General features: G+C 65.2%; 16 protein-coding genes and 1 pseudogene. 6 read left to right on the top strand and 11 right to left on the bottom strand.

Annotated features, from left to right (window positions below):
- The first annotated feature begins 90 nt into the window (after positions 1-90).
- Positions 91-2232 carry a flagellar biosynthesis protein FlhA gene (gene flhA / locus ACVWW6_RS41340; RefSeq protein WP_456682798.1) on the top strand — a complete coding sequence of 714 codons (2142 nt, stop codon included), beginning with the start codon at positions 91-93 and terminating at the stop codon, positions 2230-2232.
- A 294-nt stretch (positions 2233-2526) separates the two neighbouring features.
- On the top strand, positions 2527-2727 hold the full coding sequence (locus ACVWW6_RS41345; protein WP_011084994.1) for a hypothetical protein: 201 nt from the start codon (positions 2527-2529) through the stop codon (positions 2725-2727).
- A 306-nt stretch (positions 2728-3033) separates the two neighbouring features.
- On the opposite strand, the gene ACVWW6_RS41350 is transcribed toward ACVWW6_RS41345, so the two are convergent.
- The 6 genes from ACVWW6_RS41350 to fliI all read right to left on the bottom strand — a co-directional run bounded on the left by ACVWW6_RS41350 (position 3034) and on the right by fliI (position 9385).
- A complete protein-coding gene (locus ACVWW6_RS41350; RefSeq protein ID WP_456682799.1) occupies positions 3034-4254 on the bottom strand; it encodes an NAD(P)/FAD-dependent oxidoreductase in 1221 nt (406 codons plus the stop codon).
- A gap of 116 nt (positions 4255-4370) precedes the next feature.
- Positions 4371-5330 (bottom strand): AraC family transcriptional regulator, encoded by a 960-nt coding sequence (locus ACVWW6_RS41355; protein WP_456682800.1) that lies wholly within the window; start codon positions 5328-5330, stop codon positions 4371-4373.
- Positions 5331-5682: 352 nt separating this feature from the next.
- A complete protein-coding gene (locus tag ACVWW6_RS41360) occupies positions 5683-6753 on the bottom strand; it encodes an anti-sigma factor (protein WP_456682801.1) in 1071 nt (356 codons plus the stop codon).
- Positions 6754-6790: 37 nt separating this feature from the next.
- The gene (locus tag ACVWW6_RS41365; RefSeq protein WP_028175161.1) at positions 6791-7336 is read right to left on the bottom strand and encodes a sigma-70 family RNA polymerase sigma factor; all 546 of its coding nucleotides are present in this window, start codon (positions 7334-7336) and stop codon (positions 6791-6793) included.
- Between the two features lie 182 nt (positions 7337-7518).
- Positions 7519-7938, bottom strand: coding sequence for a flagellar export protein FliJ (gene fliJ / locus ACVWW6_RS41370; protein ID WP_011084990.1), 420 nt, complete (start codon positions 7936-7938; stop codon positions 7519-7521).
- A 121-nt stretch (positions 7939-8059) separates the two neighbouring features.
- On the bottom strand, positions 8060-9385 hold the full coding sequence (gene fliI, locus ACVWW6_RS41375; RefSeq protein WP_060910703.1) for a flagellar protein export ATPase FliI: 1326 nt from the start codon (positions 9383-9385) through the stop codon (positions 8060-8062).
- Positions 9386-9834: 449 nt separating this feature from the next.
- On the opposite strand from fliI, the pseudogene ctrA reads away from it, so the two are divergent.
- The 4 genes and pseudogenes from ctrA to ACVWW6_RS41395 all read left to right on the top strand — a co-directional run bounded on the left by ctrA (position 9835) and on the right by ACVWW6_RS41395 (position 12665).
- Positions 9835-10537: pseudogene (gene ctrA / locus ACVWW6_RS41380) on the top strand (response regulator transcription factor CtrA).
- A gap of 168 nt (positions 10538-10705) precedes the next feature.
- Positions 10706-11110: a DUF350 domain-containing protein gene (locus ACVWW6_RS41385; protein WP_161536234.1), complete on the top strand. Its 405-nt coding sequence runs from the start codon at positions 10706-10708 to the stop codon at positions 11108-11110.
- 1 nt (position 11111) lies between these two features.
- Complete coding sequence (locus tag ACVWW6_RS41390; RefSeq protein ID WP_456682802.1) at positions 11112-11501, top strand: hypothetical protein; 390 nt, start codon at positions 11112-11114, stop codon at positions 11499-11501.
- A 3-nt stretch (positions 11502-11504) separates the two neighbouring features.
- Positions 11505-12665, top strand: coding sequence for a glutathionylspermidine synthase family protein (locus ACVWW6_RS41395; RefSeq protein WP_456682803.1), 1161 nt, complete (start codon positions 11505-11507; stop codon positions 12663-12665).
- A 57-nt stretch (positions 12666-12722) separates the two neighbouring features.
- Here the strand turns inward: ACVWW6_RS41395 and ACVWW6_RS41400 are convergent, their stop codons facing one another.
- The 5 genes from ACVWW6_RS41400 to ACVWW6_RS41420 form a co-directional block, all read right to left on the bottom strand.
- Positions 12723-13118, bottom strand: a complete 396-nt coding sequence (locus tag ACVWW6_RS41400; protein ID WP_236842187.1) for a hypothetical protein — start codon at positions 13116-13118, stop codon at positions 12723-12725.
- A 336-nt stretch (positions 13119-13454) separates the two neighbouring features.
- Positions 13455-14327, bottom strand: coding sequence for a CheR family methyltransferase (locus tag ACVWW6_RS41405; RefSeq protein ID WP_011084985.1), 873 nt, complete (start codon positions 14325-14327; stop codon positions 13455-13457).
- Complete coding sequence (locus tag ACVWW6_RS41410) at positions 14324-15517, bottom strand: protein-glutamate methylesterase/protein-glutamine glutaminase (protein ID WP_028175154.1); 1194 nt, start codon at positions 15515-15517, stop codon at positions 14324-14326. Before ACVWW6_RS41410 ends, ACVWW6_RS41405 begins: the two co-directional genes overlap by 4 nt.
- 75 nt (positions 15518-15592) lie before the next feature.
- Positions 15593-15958: a response regulator gene (locus ACVWW6_RS41415; RefSeq protein WP_007600538.1), complete on the bottom strand. Its 366-nt coding sequence runs from the start codon at positions 15956-15958 to the stop codon at positions 15593-15595.
- 73 nt (positions 15959-16031) lie between these two features.
- Complete coding sequence (locus ACVWW6_RS41420; RefSeq protein ID WP_011084983.1) at positions 16032-16502, bottom strand: chemotaxis protein CheW; 471 nt, start codon at positions 16500-16502, stop codon at positions 16032-16034.
- Positions 16503-16515: the final 13 nt, after the last annotated feature.

Here is a 16515-nt window from a genome sequence, read left to right on the forward strand (position 1 = left end):
GCGGTGCCTCACTTTCGGAACGGCGGCCCTTCGGCCGCCGCGCAGACGTTTGGGGCGCGCGGCCGGCAGTCGCGCGGGGAGGCAGCTACCATGGTCGACGTCACCGCGGGACAGGGCGTAGGGAGCACAAACGCCGGCGTCCCCACCCTCACCGAGATCGTCAACATCCTCAAGCGCGGCGACATCGCGCTGGCGCTCGGCATCCTCACCATCCTGGTGGTCCTGATCCTGCCGCTGCCCGCGATCGTGCTGGACCTGTTCCTGGCGATCTCGATCACGCTCTCGATCCTGATCCTGATGACGTCGCTGTTCATCCAGGCGCCGCTGGAATTCTCCGCCTTCCCGACCATCCTGCTGATCTCGACCATGCTGCGGCTGTCGCTCAACATGGCCTCGACCCGCCTGATCCTGTCGCACGGGCACGAGGGCACGGATGCCGCCGGTCACGTCATCGAAGCCTTCGGCAGCTTCGTGATGGGCGGCAATTTCGTCATCGGCATCATCGTCTTCGCCATCCTGATCATCGTCAACTTCGTCGTCATCACCAAGGGTTCGGGCCGCATCGCCGAAGTCGCCGCGCGCTTCCACCTCGACGCCATGCCCGGCAAGCAGATGGCGATCGACGCCGATCTCTCCGCCGGCCTGATCGACGAGAAGGTCGCCAAGGAGCGCCGCAAGGCGCTGGAGGACGAGAGCGGCTTCTTCGGCGCCATGGACGGTGCCTCGAAATTCGTCCGCGGCGACGCCATCGCCGGCCTTCTGATCGTCTTCATCAACGTCGTCGGCGGCATGATCATCGGCGTGGCGCAGCAGGGCCTGTCCTTCGCCGACGCCGGGCGCAGCTACACGCTGCTGACCGTCGGTGACGGCCTCGTCACCCAGGTGCCGGCGCTGATCGTCTCGACCGCGGCCGGCCTGCTGGTCTCCAAGGCCGGCGTCTCCGGCGCCGCCGACAAGGCCCTGATGAAGCAGTTCTCCGGCTATCCGCAGGCGCTCGCGATGTCCTCGGCCGTCATGCTGGTGCTGGCGGCGCTGCCGGGCATTCCGACCATTCCCTTCCTCGTGCTCGGCGCCGGCGCCGGTGCGCTGGCCTGGACCGCGCGCAACCGCAACCGCGCAACCGCCAAGGCTGACGAAATTGCCAAGGCCGCGCCCGCGGCCGGCATGCCCGGTGCGCCGGGCACCGCTGCGACCGAAGAGCCGATCTCGGCGGCGCTCAAGATCGACGACCTCAAGATCGAGCTCGGCTATGCGCTGCTGCCGCTGGTCAACGGCCCCGACGGCACCGACCGCCTCACCGAGCAGATCAAGGCGCTGCGCCGCTCGCTCGCGATCGAGATGGGCTTTGTGATGCCGGCGGTGCGTATCCTCGACAACGTCCAGCTCGAAGCCAACACCTACATCATCAAGATCAAGGAGGTCGACGCCGGCACCGGCAAGATCTGGCCGAACCAGTTCATGGTCATGGACCCCGGCGGCAGCCAGGTTCAGGTGCCCGGCATCCACACCACCGAGCCGACCTTCGGCCTGCCCGCGACCTGGGTCGATGCCAGCCTCAAGGAAGAGGCTTCGCTCAAGGGCTACACCGTGGTCGACGCCGCGACCGTGCTCTCGACCCACCTCACCGAGCTGCTCAAGGCCAACATGTCGGACCTGCTCTCCTATGGCGAGGTGCAGAAGCTGCTCAAGGAGCTGCCGAAGGAGCAGAGCGAGCTGGTCAAGGACATCGTCCCCGGACAGGTCACGGTCTCCGGAATCCAGCGCGTGCTGCAACTGCTGCTCGCCGAGCGCATCTCGATCCGCGATCTCTCCACCATCCTCGAGGGGATCGCCGACTCGCTCGCCTTCTCGCGCAATCCCACCACCATGGTCGAGCACGTCCGTGCCCGCCTGGCGCGGCAGATCTGCGCGCAGAACACCTCCTACAACGGCTATCTGCCGCTGATCGCGCTGTCGGCGCGCTGGGAGCAGGCCTTCGCCGAATCCATCATCGGCCAGGGCGAAGAGCGCAGCCTCGCGATGCAGCCCTCGAAACTGTCGGAGTTCATGACCGCCGTACGCGAGGCCTTCGAGCGCGCCGCGCGCGAAGGCGAGGCGCCGGTGCTGGTCACCTCTGCGGCAATTCGTCCCTTCGTCCGCTCTCTCGTCGAGCGGTTCCGCGCTCAGACGACCGTGCTGTCGCAGGCTGAAATCCACCCCAGGGCGAGGTTGAAAACGGTCGGAAGCATCTGATTTGCCTTAAGAAGCCGTGTGTTTTTCGGCCACAGGCAAATGGTTTTTGAGTTCCTGGCGCCTTGTCGACCAGATGCGGAAAAGGCGCCTGACAAGCACATTACGACATTGAAATAATTACGAAATTACACGATGAAGGATCGTTTTTGATCGCGATCTTTCACGTCCTGTCACGCTCTTGTGATCGCCCCTTGGGAACGAATCCCCCCAATACTAGGTTGTTGGGCACCGGAAGCATGAACCTGCCCGAACAGGGTAGCGACTACTTCGGGTAGATGGCGGCAGGAGCCTTCCATGAACCACTCGATTTACAGCGCAGATCGCTCGACCCACCTGAAGATCGTGGTCGTAGCCCTCGTCGCAGGGATCGCGGTGGCAGGCTTCGGCATCACGGCACGCACGGGTTCGGACGAAGGTCTGACCCAGACGGCCCGCGTCATCAAGGCCGGCAAGCCGGTTGTTATCACCAGTTCGAACGCATCCCTCGTTCGCTAAGGAGATCTGACGAGTTTTTTGAATTCACGCGGCTCTTTACCAGCCCCCCAAAGTCGCCACGTGGATATGTAGACGACCCCAACCCCAAGTCGACTACAGAAAGCGCCCGCCCCCCACGGGCGCTTTCTCACGTCTGGGGTGATGTTTTTCACTGCGGATGTCACGCGGGATGCCGCCAAGACCACCGCTGTCATTCCCCGCGAAGGCGGGGAATCCAGTACGCCGCGGCTTCTCCGTATCCCCCTGCAGTCTCTGGAATACTGGATCGTCCGCCTTCGCGGACGATGACACCGGATATGTGGGACACTACCGCGCCCCATAGGTCGGCGGCGGCGTCTGCACGGTTGGAGCTGCGGCAGCGAACAGCTCGTCCTTGCTCCCGTTGAGCGGCGGATAGATGCGCTTGCGGTTGATGGTCTGCTTCGTCGCCTTCGCGGCCGCGCCGGTGGTGCGGACCTCGCGATCCCACCCCTCCGTATAGAGCGCGCCCCAACTGCCAAGATCGAGCACGGTGACGTACCAGTCGATCCGCAGCGGCAGCATCGGCAGGCCCAGGAGATCGGCCACGACATTGTGGCCGGCGAAGCGGCCCATGGGGCGGGCGAACTGGCAGGACATCACGGTGGGATGCAGTCCGTCGACCACGCTGGAGGCGACGTCGCCGGCCGCGAACACGCCAGGCAGATCGGCAACCCGCATGAACGGATCGACCAGAAGGCGCCCGAGGCGATCGCGCGCGCCTGGAAAGCTCGCGGCCAGCCGGCTCGCGCGTAGCCCGGCGCACCAGATCACCGTCTGGGCCGGGATGAACTCGCCCGAGCTCAAGTGAACACCGGCGGCCTCGACCGATGCGACACGCGCGCCAAGGCGTGTCTCGATGTCGAGCGCCGACAACGCCGTCTCGATGACGGGACGTGCGTGCGCGCCGATGGTGACGCCGACCGTCGGATTGGGATCGACCAGGATGATGGGGCGGCTGCCGGTGATCCCGGCACGCGCCAGCCGGTCCGGCATCTCGGTCGCGACCTCGATGCCGGTAAAGCCGGCGCCGACCACCACGACCGTCGAACGCCCCGGCGACGGCACGCTGCGCCCGAGCGAGACGAGATGATCCTCGAGGCGCAGGGCCGCAATGTAGGTGTCGACGTCGAAGGCGTGGTCGGCAAGGCCCGGAATGTCGGGACGCGTCACCTCGCTGCCGAGCGCGAGCACAAGCCGGTCGTAGCCCAAGGTCTCCTCGCCGTCGCTCGTGACCAGCGATATCTCGCGCCGTGCCGGATCGATGGCTTCGACCTCGCCGAGGCCGTGAGTGACGCCGATCGGATCGAGCAATTGCCCAAGCGGAAGCGCGACCTCGCTGAGGTCCACCTCGTAATTGCGCACCCGGATGTTGTGATAGGGATTGCGGTCGACGACACGGATCTCGATGTCGCGGCCGGCAGCGCCGATCTCGTCGCGCTTGCGCGCAGCTCCGATGGCCGCCCACAGGCCTGCAAACCCGGCGCCGAGCACGACAATACGCGTCATGTCCGCCTACTGCGTTATCCCGAAGAATCGAGCGGTCTGCCCCGCGCAGGCAGATATAGCTCAACAGCCCCTGCCGACCAACTGCTGCGGCGCGCGCCGCTGCACAAGATCTCGGCTCACGCCTCGCGCAGTTCCGACGGCGTCGCGCCAAAGCGCTTGCGGAAGGCGCGGTTGAAATAGGACAGGTCGGAGAAGCCCGAGGAGTGCGCGATGTCGCTGATCTTGCGCGTTCTCGCGCGGGGATCGCCGAGCAGCTTGCGCGCCAGCAACAGGCGCTGCTCCAGCACGAATTCGGTGAAGGTCGTGCCGGCCTGCTCGAACAGGCGCTGCGCCTGGCGCGGGCTCAGGCCCGAGCGCGTCGCAACTTCCGCCAGGCAGAGATCGTTGCGGCCAAGCGCGGCCATCACGTCGGCGCGCATGAGATCGAGACGGGCCGCCGCCTGCCCATGGCCGCGCATAAGGCTTGCGTGCTCGGCATCGGTCCCGAGCAGGAGGCCGACGAGATCGACCATGTGCTGCGCGGTCAGGCGCTGGCCGACGGCGTCTAGATGCGGGCCGTGATTGGCGGCGAGCGCGTGGTAGCGGAAGATGGTTTCGGCGACCGCACCGTCGGCAAGCACTTGCGACAGCTTCTCCTCGGCGCGCGGATTGATGTCGAGCAGCGCGCGGCGCGGCATGCGGATGGTGGTGAAGCGATCCTCGTCGGTATGGCCGACGGTGCCGGTGATGCCCATGTCGACGAGCACCATCTGCGCGGGCGCAAGCTCCACGGTGTGGCCGTTCTGCCCGACGCGGACGAGGCCCGCATGGGCCGCGATCAGGACGAGATCGTCGCTGCCGTCGGCAAGGTGGCTCTGGGTGCGCGTATATTGCGCGGAGGCGCCTTCGGGAATGGCCAGCGCGATATTGTCGACCACGCTGATCTGGAGCCGGCAATCGATGCTGTCGCCATGGCTCGGCCCGATGTCGAGGCCGCAGGCCCCGAAGGCCCGATCGCGCCATTGTTCGAAGGCCGGACCAATCGGCAGGCCCGCATATTGGTGAACAAAGATGCCCGGCGTTTTCGCTGCATCCATTTGATTTCTCGCCCCTCTCCGGCACCATGATCGGCATGCGCCGCCTGAATTCCGGGGATTTGACGCCGCGAATTGCGGAGAGGTTCAAAGCGGGGCTGGATTTGGCCGGGCTTGTCGGAATGCGACAGCGGGGTGGACCGGGGCGACATGCGTCGATCAAGCGCTGCCGCGACGATGGTGACGCGCCCAATGCCTCTAAGCGTCGTCCTGGACCAGCGAGCGGAGCGAGCACCGATCCAGGACCCATTACCACAGGATTGTGCGGTTGCTCGCCCGTGCGGCCACAGCTCACTCTTGCAACAAGCTCTTGGGGTAGTGGGTCCAGGCTTCCGCCAGGACGACGATGGAAAACCTACTTCTTCGCCGGCGCCTGCGGCTGAGACGGCGGCACGGTCTCGATCAGCCTGCCGGTAAATACCGGCGCCGAGGTCGGCTGGCCGTTGGGCGAGCCGCCGGCCTGCTCGACGGTGACGGCGTAGGTCGCGCCGTTGACGACATCGGCATCGTAGGAGGAGAGCAGCGGACGCGCGGTGAATTCGCCGCCGCCGATCACGCCGAGCGAGCGCGGGCGCGGCAGCTTGTCGGAGATCAGCCAGAGCTCGAAGCTCTTGCCGGGCTCCGGCGTCGCGCCGACCTTGCGCACGGTGAAATTCCGTGTCGCGCCGTCGATGGTGAGGATGAAGGCCGGGCCGCCGGCCTGGCCCTGCAACAGCGCGACATATTGCGCAGACGCCGCGAGCGGCGCCGGTGTCTTCACCTCGACCGTCTGGATGCGCGGCGCAGGACGCAAGGCCCCCGGCAGCGCGTCGGGCTGGAAGATCTGAAGCGACAGCGTCACCAGCAGCGCTGCCGCGAGCGCGCCGACGGCGGATGCGATCGTGCGCCAGCGCTTCACGCGGCCCTCGAGCCGGATCACATTGGTGTTGTCCACGACGGGCGCCGGCGGCGCGCGCGCGACGTCCGGATCGGGCGCATGGACCTGCGGCATGAAGATCGGCGCGACGTCGGAAAGCGCATCGGACGGCGGTCGCGCGGTTTCGGATTGCGCGGCTTCGGGCTGCGCTGCTTGGGGAGGCTGCGGCTCCGGTTGCTCCGTGCGGTCCGATGACGTTTCCGGCGTGACGGCTCCGAACGAGGACGACGCCGGTACAGGTGGTGGCGAGGCCTCGGACAGCGCGGGGGACTCTTGCGCGAAGGCCGTCCGCGCGAGCTCGGACCTGATGTTCTCCCACACGATCGGACGCGGCTCGATCGTGCCGACCATCTGGTTGAGGACGCCGAGCCGGTAGGCCCAGGCCTGCACGATATCGGCGAACGCCTTGTCCACCGCCATCATGGTCTCGACCTGCGCGCGCTCATCGGCGTCGAGCGTACCGAGCGCATACTCCGCGGCGAGCGCGATATGGTCCTCCGTGTAGGCCATCACTTGCAGTCCAGAACCACCCTCACAGCATAAACCCTCATAGTCCGAGGCACTCGCGGATATCCAACATGCTGCGCCGCAGCCACGTCTTCACCGTGTTGACGGGCGCGGCGAATTTCTCCGCCAATTGCTCGCGGCTCCAGCCGTTGTAATAGGCGAGAAGCACGAGCCTCTGACGGTCCGGCTCGAGCCGGCCGATACATTCAAGGAGCCGCTTCAGCTCCTCGGTCATCTCCCGGCGCGCCAGCGGATCGGGACTGTCGGCTGCAACCTCCATCGCCTGAGGCTCTTCCTCGATGGAGACTTCCGACTTCTTGCGCACGATATCGATCGCACGGTTGCGCGCGATCGACGCCATCCACGTGATCGGCGAGGACAGAGCCGGATTGAACTGGCCGGCGCTGTTCCAGATCTTGACGTAGGTCTCCTGAATGACCTCCTCTGCGAGATCCTGCCGACGCAAGATACGGAGCACGACGCCATAGAGTTTCGCGCGCGTGGCGACGTAAAGGCGCTCGAACGCGGCCTGATCGCCCTTCGCCACCACCTCAATCAGCCCGACCAGCTCTGCTGGCGTCAGCATTCAGCCCCCCAACGCGTAGGCTCAGGCGCGTTCCGCGCAGGCCCCCGGCACTGCACCACCATAGCGCGCGGCCAAGCCGACCACCAAGGGGCGTGGCGCCACGCTGTGGACAGCGCATACGAAAACCCAGACCTTGCGGGTCCGGGTTTCGCGAATTTTCGGCGGTTCTTGCTGCTAGCGCCTCAGGCGACAGCGCCGATGCGAGCCCGCATCAGGCCGATGCTGTCGAGGTCGGCCTGCTCGCGGGCGTTTTCCTCGGCGCGTTCGCGGGCCTGGTCGCGCTCGTCGAGGAGCTCGACCTTCTTCAGCTCCTCGAAGGCCTCGGCCAGTGCGGCCTTGGCTTCGTCGAGCTGGCCCTTGAGCTCGTCGGCCGAGCGGGTCAGGTTCTCGCGGCGCTGGATCGCGGCCTTGGCATAGGTCGGATAGGCGAAGTGCGAGGGATCGTTGATCCCGGCACGCTCCTGCTCGGTCTGGATCTCGCGTTCGAGATCGACCGACATCCGCTGGAAGTCGGCGATCATGGTCTCGATCTGGGTGACCCGGCGGCGCTTCTCGTCGACCTGAAACTTCTTCAGGCGAATGAGGGTATCACGTGACTTCATCGACTCGTACTCCCCAGAAGTCCCCTGGCTGCACGTGGGACAACACCGGTCTCCCCACAGGCCCAATCGGGGCCAAGACCGGCTCTGCTACTCTGTAGGATCGGATGATGACCTGACAAAGTTAGCGTTCCGTTTCCAAATTACCGAGGATTTGCGCCAACTGGCGGTAACCGTCCGCCAATGAGGCATTTTCGTCCTTGCGCTGGCGCAGGAAGGCTTCCAGGGGTTCGTGCAGCCGGATCGCCTCGTCGACCTCGGGGCTGGAGCCGGCCCGGTAGGCGCCAAGCCGGATCAATTCCTCCATGTCGGCATAGGTCGCCATCACTTGGCGCGCCTTCTGGATGGTCGGCCAGAACTCCGGATCGGCCGATTTCGGCATGGTGCGGGAGACGGATTTGAGGATGTTGATGGCGGGGTAGCGGCCGCGCTCGGCGATCGAGCGCTGCATCACGATGTGGCCGTCGAGGATGCCGCGGACGGCGTCGGCGATCGGCTCGTTGTGGTCGTCGCCGTCGACCAGCACCGTGAAGATCGCGGTGATCGCGCCCTCCCCCAGGCCCGGTCCGGCACGCTCCAACAGCTTCGGCAACTCGGTGAACACGGTCGGCGTATAGCCCTTGGCGGTCGGCGGCTCGCCAGCGGACAGGCCGATCTCGCGCTGGGCCATGGCAAAGCGCGTCACCGAGTCCATCAGGCAGAGGACGTCCTTGTCCTCGTCGCGAAAATATTCGGCGACCGCGAGCGTCAGATAGGCGGCCTGGCGGCGCATCAGCGCCGGCTCGTCGGAGGTCGCCACCACGACGACGGAGCGCGCCAGGCCCTCCTCGCCGAGATCATCCTGCAAGAACTCCTGAACCTCGCGGCCGCGCTCGCCGATCAGCCCGATGACGCTGACGGCGGCGTCCACGTTGCGTGCCAGCATCGAGAGCAGCACCGATTTGCCGACGCCGGAGCCCGCGAAGATGCCCATGCGCTGGCCGCGGCAGCAAGTGAGGAACGTGTTCATCGCGCGCACGCCGAGATCGAGCGGGCTACCTACGCGCTTGCGTGAATGCGCCGGCGGCGGCGTATTGCGGAACGGCATCGGCGAGGACCCCTGCGGCAACGGCCCCTTGCCGTCGATGGGCTCGCCCAGCGCATTGACGACACGGCCGAGCCAGGCCGCCGAGGGCCGCACCTGATTGGCGGCATTGGCGATGACCGCCTTGCAGCCGCGGCGCACGCCGTCGAGACCGGCGAACGGCATCACGACAGCATTGTTGCCGGAGAAGCCGATCACCTCGCAGGGGATGGAACGGTTGGCGCCGGTTTCGATCACCAGCCGCGCGCCGACCGACATCGCATGGATCGGGCCGGCCACCTCGACCATCAGGCCGCGCACACCGACCACACGGCCATAGATATTGACGCCGTCGATGTCGCCGATCTGTTCGGCCAGAGCCTTCATCGGTGGGCCTTCATAAGCGGCGCGCCTTCATAGGAGGGGCCTTCATAAGGTGGTCGTCGTCGTGATCCCCGGGCCTTCACGGGGAAACTCTTAAGTTTCGCCATATTTCTGAACGGCGCTTAACTTCGTGTTTACCCGCATCGTTAATCATTGCGTCACTGTCTTTGTGACTGAGCGTGACTCCCCTTCAGAAGAAGGCTGAGTCGCGGGAGTCGGTTAGGCCCGTCTCTTAAAGTGGAACTTGAACGGAGCCGGATAACGAAAGCTGCTTCCTGCGCAAGACCTTAGGGCGATTCGACAAAAATTGCACCGGGGGGACTTGCGTTCCAGAATCAGGATTTGTTAACCATCTGTTGTCAGGATCCGAATCAGTTGTTCAAAGGCGTTTTGTTGAGTGCCGCGAATGCGGCCGACCTGACGCCCAGGAGCGGCGACTATGGGGAACTGGCATGCGCGTTTTGCTGATTGAAGATGACAGCGCCGTCGCGCAGTCGATCGAGCTGATGCTGAAGTCTGAGAGCTTCAACGTCTACACGACCGATTTGGGGGAAGAAGGCGTCGATCTCGGTAAATTATACGATTACGACATTATCCTTCTCGACCTCAACCTGCCTGACATGTCCGGCTATGACGTGCTCAAGCAACTCCGGGTCTCCAAGATCAAGACCCCGATTCTGATCCTCTCCGGCCTCGCCGGCATCGAGGACAAGGTCAAGGGTCTCGGCGTCGGCGCCGACGACTACATGACCAAGCCCTTCCACAAGGACGAGCTGGTGGCCCGCATCCACGCGATCGTGCGCCGCTCCAAGGGACATGCCCAGTCGGTCATCCAGACCGGCGACCTCGTCGTCAACCTCGACACCAAGACGGTCGAAGTCGGCGGCCAGCGCGTGCATCTGACCGGCAAGGAATACCAGATGCTGGAGCTCCTCTCGCTCCGCAAGGGCACGACCCTCACCAAGGAAATGTTCCTCAACCACCTCTATGGCGGCATGGACGAGCCCGAGCTGAAGATCATCGACGTCTTCATCTGCAAGCTCCGCAAGAAGCTCGCCAACGCCTCCGAAGGCCGCAACTTCATCGAGACCGTGTGGGGGCCGCGGCTACGTGCTGCGCGAGCCGCACGAGCACGAAGAGCGCATTCCCGCCTGATCCTGGGTTTACGTCGCGAGCCGCAGGGCTTGCTCCTCCCAGCCTGGACCCCGCCGCAAATGGCGGGGTTTTGTTTTTTGGGGACGCTAACGCGGCTTCGTCGCCGTCCCGCCGTTGAACCGCTATCCTCCCCCCGCCGACGAATGGTCGCTGCACGATGGGGGAACGATGATCCTGCAATCACTCGCCGGCCTGCCCGCCTTCCTGGTCTATTTCTGCACCGGGCTGATCGCGATCGTGGCGTATCTGTTCGTCTACACCCGCATCACCCCGTACAACGAGTTCCAGCTCATCCGCGACAACGAGCCGGCGGCGGCGATCTCGCTGGGCCTCAGCCTGCTCGGCTTCGTGGCCCCGCTGATCAGCGCGATCGCGCATTCGGCCAATGTGCTGGACTGCCTGATCTGGGCGGCCATCGCGCTGATCGTCCAGATCATCGTGTTCTTTCTCGTGAAGGTCCCGGTGCCGAACCTGTCGACGCGGATCGCCGCCGGCGAGCTTGCCCCCGCGATCTGGCTCGGGCTGTCCTCGCTCGCCGCGGGCCTGTTGAACGCCGCCTGCATGATCTACTGACATGGCCGACAAACGCTCCAGCAGGGAGTTCGGGAAACGCCGGCCGGTGCCCCCGACACCGTGGGCGCCGGTGAAGCGCTCCGGCCATGTCGCGCTCCTGGTGATGGGCACGATCGCGGTCGGCACCACCGCCTACACGCTGATGCCGCGGCAGACTTGCGAGCCCTCTCCTCCCGGGACGGATCCAGCGGTGCAGACGAGCACCGCGTGCAGCAGCAGAAGCAGCTCTTCAGGCGGCAGCGGCGGCTCGGGCTCATCGTCGCGCTCGAGCTTCTTCAGCAGCGATTCCTCCAGCCATTCTTCGTCGAGCACGTCATCCGACTCGGGCCACAGCAGCGTGAGCCGCGGCGGCTTCGGCTCGTTTGGCCATGGCTTCTCGGGCGGTGGCTGATCCATGCGACGCATCATCTGTCCCGAGCGCGACGACTGGCGAGAAACCGCAGCGCAATGCGGCTTCGTCTTCCACACCATCGACGGCGAACGCTATTGGGACGAACGCGCCTATTACGCCTTCACGCTCGACGAGATCGAGCGCGGCATCGAGACGCCAACCGGCGAGATCGACGCGATGTGCCTCGAACTTGCCGGTCGCATCATCGGCGACGAGCGCCATCTGCAGCGCTTGAAGATTCCGGAGGCATTCTGGAGCCTGATCGCCGAGAGCTGGGAGCGGGACGACCGCAGCCTCTACGGCCGGCTCGACCTGAAGTTCGACGGCAAGGGGCCGGCAAAGCTGCTCGAATACAACGCGGATACGCCGACCTCGATCTTCGAGGCCGCCGTCTTCCAATGGACCTGGCTCGAACAAGCGATCGAACGCCGTATCATCCCGGTGCGCGCCGACCAGTTCAACTCCATCCACGAGCGGCTGATCGAAGCCTGGAAAGAGATTGGTGCAGGCCGCCATGTCCATCTCACCGGCACCACCGGCAATGAGGAGGACGCCGGCACGCTGGCCTATCTCGAAGACACCGCGCGCCAGGCGGGGCTTTCGACCACGCTGCTCGACATTGAAGCGATCGGCTGGCGTGACGAGGCTGGCGGCTTCGTCGATCTCGACGATCGCGACATCGCACTCGCCTTCAAGCTCTATCCCTGGGAATGGATGTTTCACGACGCCTTCGGCGCAAAGCTCGAGAGCGCGCCGACGCGCTGGATCGAGCCGCCGTGGAAGGCGGTGCTCTCCAACAAGGGCATCCTGCCGCTGCTCTGGGAGATGTTTCCGAACCATCCCAACCTGCTGCCGGCCTTCTTCGAGGACGATGTGCGCGCAGCAGAGCTCGGCAGCTCCTATGTGCGCAAGCCGCTGCTGTCGCGCGAAGGCGCCAATGTCACGCTGGTGTCCGGCGGAACGCCGCTCGACGAGCACGCAGGTCCTTATGGTGCAGAAGGCTTCGTGCGGCAGGCGCTCTCGCCACTGCCGAACTTCTCGGGCTTCTATCCGGTGATCGGAAGCTGGCTGGTGAACCACGAACCCTGCGGCCTGTCGATCCGCGAAGACGAGAGTCCGATCACCGGCAACGGCTCGCGTTTTCTTCCGCATGCGATCTTGTGAAATGCGCTCGCGACGCCGTCGGCAAGGGCACGCGAGCGCGAAGGTCCTGGTGTCGGCTCAGGGCGTCTTGACGATGAATCGTCCGTCGTACAGGAAGGCGCCCTTGAACCCACTTTGCACACTTTCGAAGCCGCCAGTGCCTGTCGCGTTTGCGTACGTTCCGGTGCCCGACAGGATCGTATATTCGCCCTTTGCCTTACCGTCCTTGATCGCACCGGCGTAGCGCGCCGTGATCGAGGAGCCATCGTCGAAGGTGTAGGTGCTGTAGCCGAACATGGGCCCCGAGCCCTTGAGCAAATCACTGGAGTTGACGAAGTCCTTCACGGCGATGCGGCCATCCTTGAAAAAGGCAACGCCAAACATCTTGCCGGACATGACCGTCTGACCTTCAACATTCGCGACCTCGGTGACCTTGACGTCCACCGGCCTGGTGACGAGCTTGAATTCGAGCACTTGCTCACCAGCGCGAGCAGTCGTGGGCAACGAAAGCGCAACCAACAGAAAGTACGAGGCACAAGCTATTCGCATGGTGTGTCCTCCTCAAATCCGTTCATGATGGAATGGGGTCCCGCGTCCGCGGGACCCCCGGCAGCATAGCAGGTCTTTCAGGTGCTGGTCAGGGTCACGACCGTGCTGCATCGCGGCGCGAGGTCTATTGCGCGGTAGCGGAGTAACTCGCAGGGCTCAAGCGCTCGTGAAGCGTCGCGCACAATGACGGAAGATATCTCGTCAGATGTTGTCGATCGTTCGCAACGACGGCGCTCTCTCAGAGCGCCTGTCATTCGGCAATCACCGCGCCGCGGCGATCTTCAGCGGCTGCGGCATCAGTCCGCCCATGGGGCGGCCGGAGCGCGCCGGGTTGAGCTGATAGAGACCGCGGCGCTCAGTGATGGGACGGAACGCATCGGTGATGCCGACGACGGATTCGGCGGCGCCAAGCAGCAGCGTGCCGTCGGCTTCCAGCCCCTTCGCCATGCGCTCGAAGATCACCGCCTTGGTATCCTGGTCGAAATAGATCAACACGTTGCGGCAGAAGATCACGTCGAACGTGCCGAGATGGGAAAAGTCCTGCAACAGATTGAGCTGGCGGAACTGCACCATCGCGCGAATGTCGGCATTGAGCTGCCAGAGCTCGCCGACTTGCGTGAAGTACTTCATCAGGTGCTGGATCGGCAGGCCGCGCTGCACCTCGAACTGGCTGTAGACGCCGGCCTTGGATTTCTCCAGCACCTCCTGCGACAGGTCGGTCGCGACGATCTCGACGCGCCAGCCGGCCAGGGCCGCGCCCATCTCCTTCACGCACATCGCGATCGAATAGGGCTCCTGCCCTGTCGACGACGCCGCCGACCAGATACGCAGCGACTTGCGCGCGGCGCGCGCCTGGATCAGGCCCGGCAGGATGGTCTCGCGCAGATGATCGAACGGAATCTTGTCGCGGTAGAAGAAGGTCTCGTTGGTGGTCATCGCTTCGACCACGTCGGTCGCAAGCCGGCCATCGCCGTTCCTGATCTTCAGCACGAGATCGGGGATGCCGGGCAGGCTCGCCTTGCGGGCGAGCGGCAGCAGCCGGCTCTCGACCAGATACTGCTTGTCGGCGGAGAGATCGAGGCCGGAGCGCTCCTTCAGGAACTTGCGCAGATACTCGTAGTCAACCGGCGTCACGAGCGGTCTCCCGCGAACAGGCGGTTGACCTTGGCGCCGATCTGGTTGAGCGGCAGGATCGCCGCGCAGATGCCGGCATTTGCCGCCGCGCCCGGCATGCCCCAGACGACGCTGGAGGCTTCATCCTGTGCGATGACGCTGCCGCCGGCGGCAACGATGTCCTTGCCGCCGCGCATGCCGTCCGAGCCCATGCCCGTCAGGATCACGGAGAGGATGGCGCCGTGCCAGATGTCGATGGCGGAGGTGAAGAGCGGATCGACCGCGGGCTTGCAGAAATTGACGGCGGGGCCGTCGTCGAGCGCGATCGCCACGTCCGCACCGCTGCGCACCACGCGCATATGCTTGCCGCCGGGCGCGAGATAGATCCGTCCCGGCTTCACCGGCTCGCCGTCGACCGCCTCGGCTGCCGGCCGGCGGCTCGAACGCGCCAGATGCTCGGCAAGAATGGTGGTGAAGGTCGGCGGCATGTGCTGGGTGATCAGCACCGGGAAGCGGTCGATCACCGGGCCGAGCTCGGTGACGAGAGCCATCAGTGCCTGCGGACCGCCGGTCGAGGAGCCGATCAGCAGCACCTTGGGGGCCTGGGTCGAGAACGGGCGCGTGGACAGCGCCCCCGACGACAGGGCATTGGCGGCCGGTGCAGGCGCGGCGGGCCGCGCGACAACCGGTGCACGTGCAGCCGGAGCCGGGCTCACAGGCGCCAGCGGCGGGCTCGCAACCGCGGGCTTCCGGCGCAGCCGTGCACCGAGGTGACGGATCTTCTGGATCAGGTCGTGATGGAAGATGTCCGCGGCCGACGCTTCGCGCGTCGATTCCGGCTTCGGAATGTAGTCGGCCGCGCCGAGCGACAGCGCCTTGAAGCTGATCTCCGCGTTGCGGCGCGTCAGCGTCGAGGCCATGATGATGACGAGATCGCGCTTCTTCGCCAGCAATTGCGGCAGCGCGGAGATGCCGTCGAGCTCGGGCATTTCGATGTCGAGCACGGCAACATCAGGGTTGATGCGTTCGAGCTGGTTGACCGCCTCGAGCCCAGTACGCAGCGAGGCTGCGACCTCCATGTCGTGCTCGGCACCGACCCAGCGCGAGATCAGACCGCGGATGACGACGGAGTCATCGACGATCATCACCCGCAGCGGTCCCGCTTCACGCGACGAACCCGTGGTCGAATTACCTGCGAACGCAACACTCATTACTCACCAACTCAGACTGAAACGGTTCAGTTGAAAACAAACGCCGAAGGAGCCGTTCAGCCTCCGGACGGTCGCTCAGATCAGGCCGACTTCCTGGAACTTCGCCGTCACGATGTCCTTGTCGAAGGGCTTCATGATGTACTCGTTGGCGCCGGCATGAAGCGCACGCGCGATGTGCGCAACGTCGTTCTCGGTGGTGCAGAAGACCACCTTGGGCTGGTCGCCGCCGGGCATGCGCCGGAGATGGCCGAGGAACTCGTAGCCGTCCATGACAGGCATGTTCCAGTCCAGCAGCACCGCGTCGGGCAAGCCGCGCTTGCAGGCCTCCAGCGCCTTCTCACCGTCCTCGGCTTCGAGGATCTGGAAGTCGAGGCCCTCCAGGATGCGGCGCGCGACCTTGCGGATGACGCTGGAATCATCAACGACGAGACAAGTGCGCATGTGAACCTCTGCTTCCTGTCCCCTTCGCGGGGACACTTCCAATTGCAAGTCCGTCGGCGGCAGTGCCGCCGTATCAGGCCGCCATCATCTCGGGCGCGAGCTCGAGGACGCGATCGACGTCGAGGACGACCATGAGCTGGCCGTCGAGGCGGTGGACACCGCCGGCGAGCTTGGCCATGCGGGGGTCGAGGTTGACGGGGTTCTCTTCCTTGCCGTCCTCGGGCAGGCGCAGCACCTCGCCGATCTGGTCGATCAGCAGGCCATAGGATTCGCCGCGCAGGTCGACACCGACCGCCATCGGCACCTTGCCGTCCTCGGGCCTCGGCAGGCCGAGGCGGGCGCGCATGTCGACCACGGTGACGATGCGGCCGCGCAGGTTGAGGACGCCGGCGATCTCGCGGGAGGACAGCGGAACGCGGGTGACGCGCTCGGGCATGAACACGTCCTGGACGCGGGAGATCGGCAGGCCGAACAGCTGGCCGCCGATCATCGCGGTGACGTATTCGACCATGGCGCCTTCGGTGGACTGGGTCTTGTTGGCCATCAGCGTATCTCCT

This window comes from Bradyrhizobium sp. USDA 3311 (assembly GCF_054062495.1).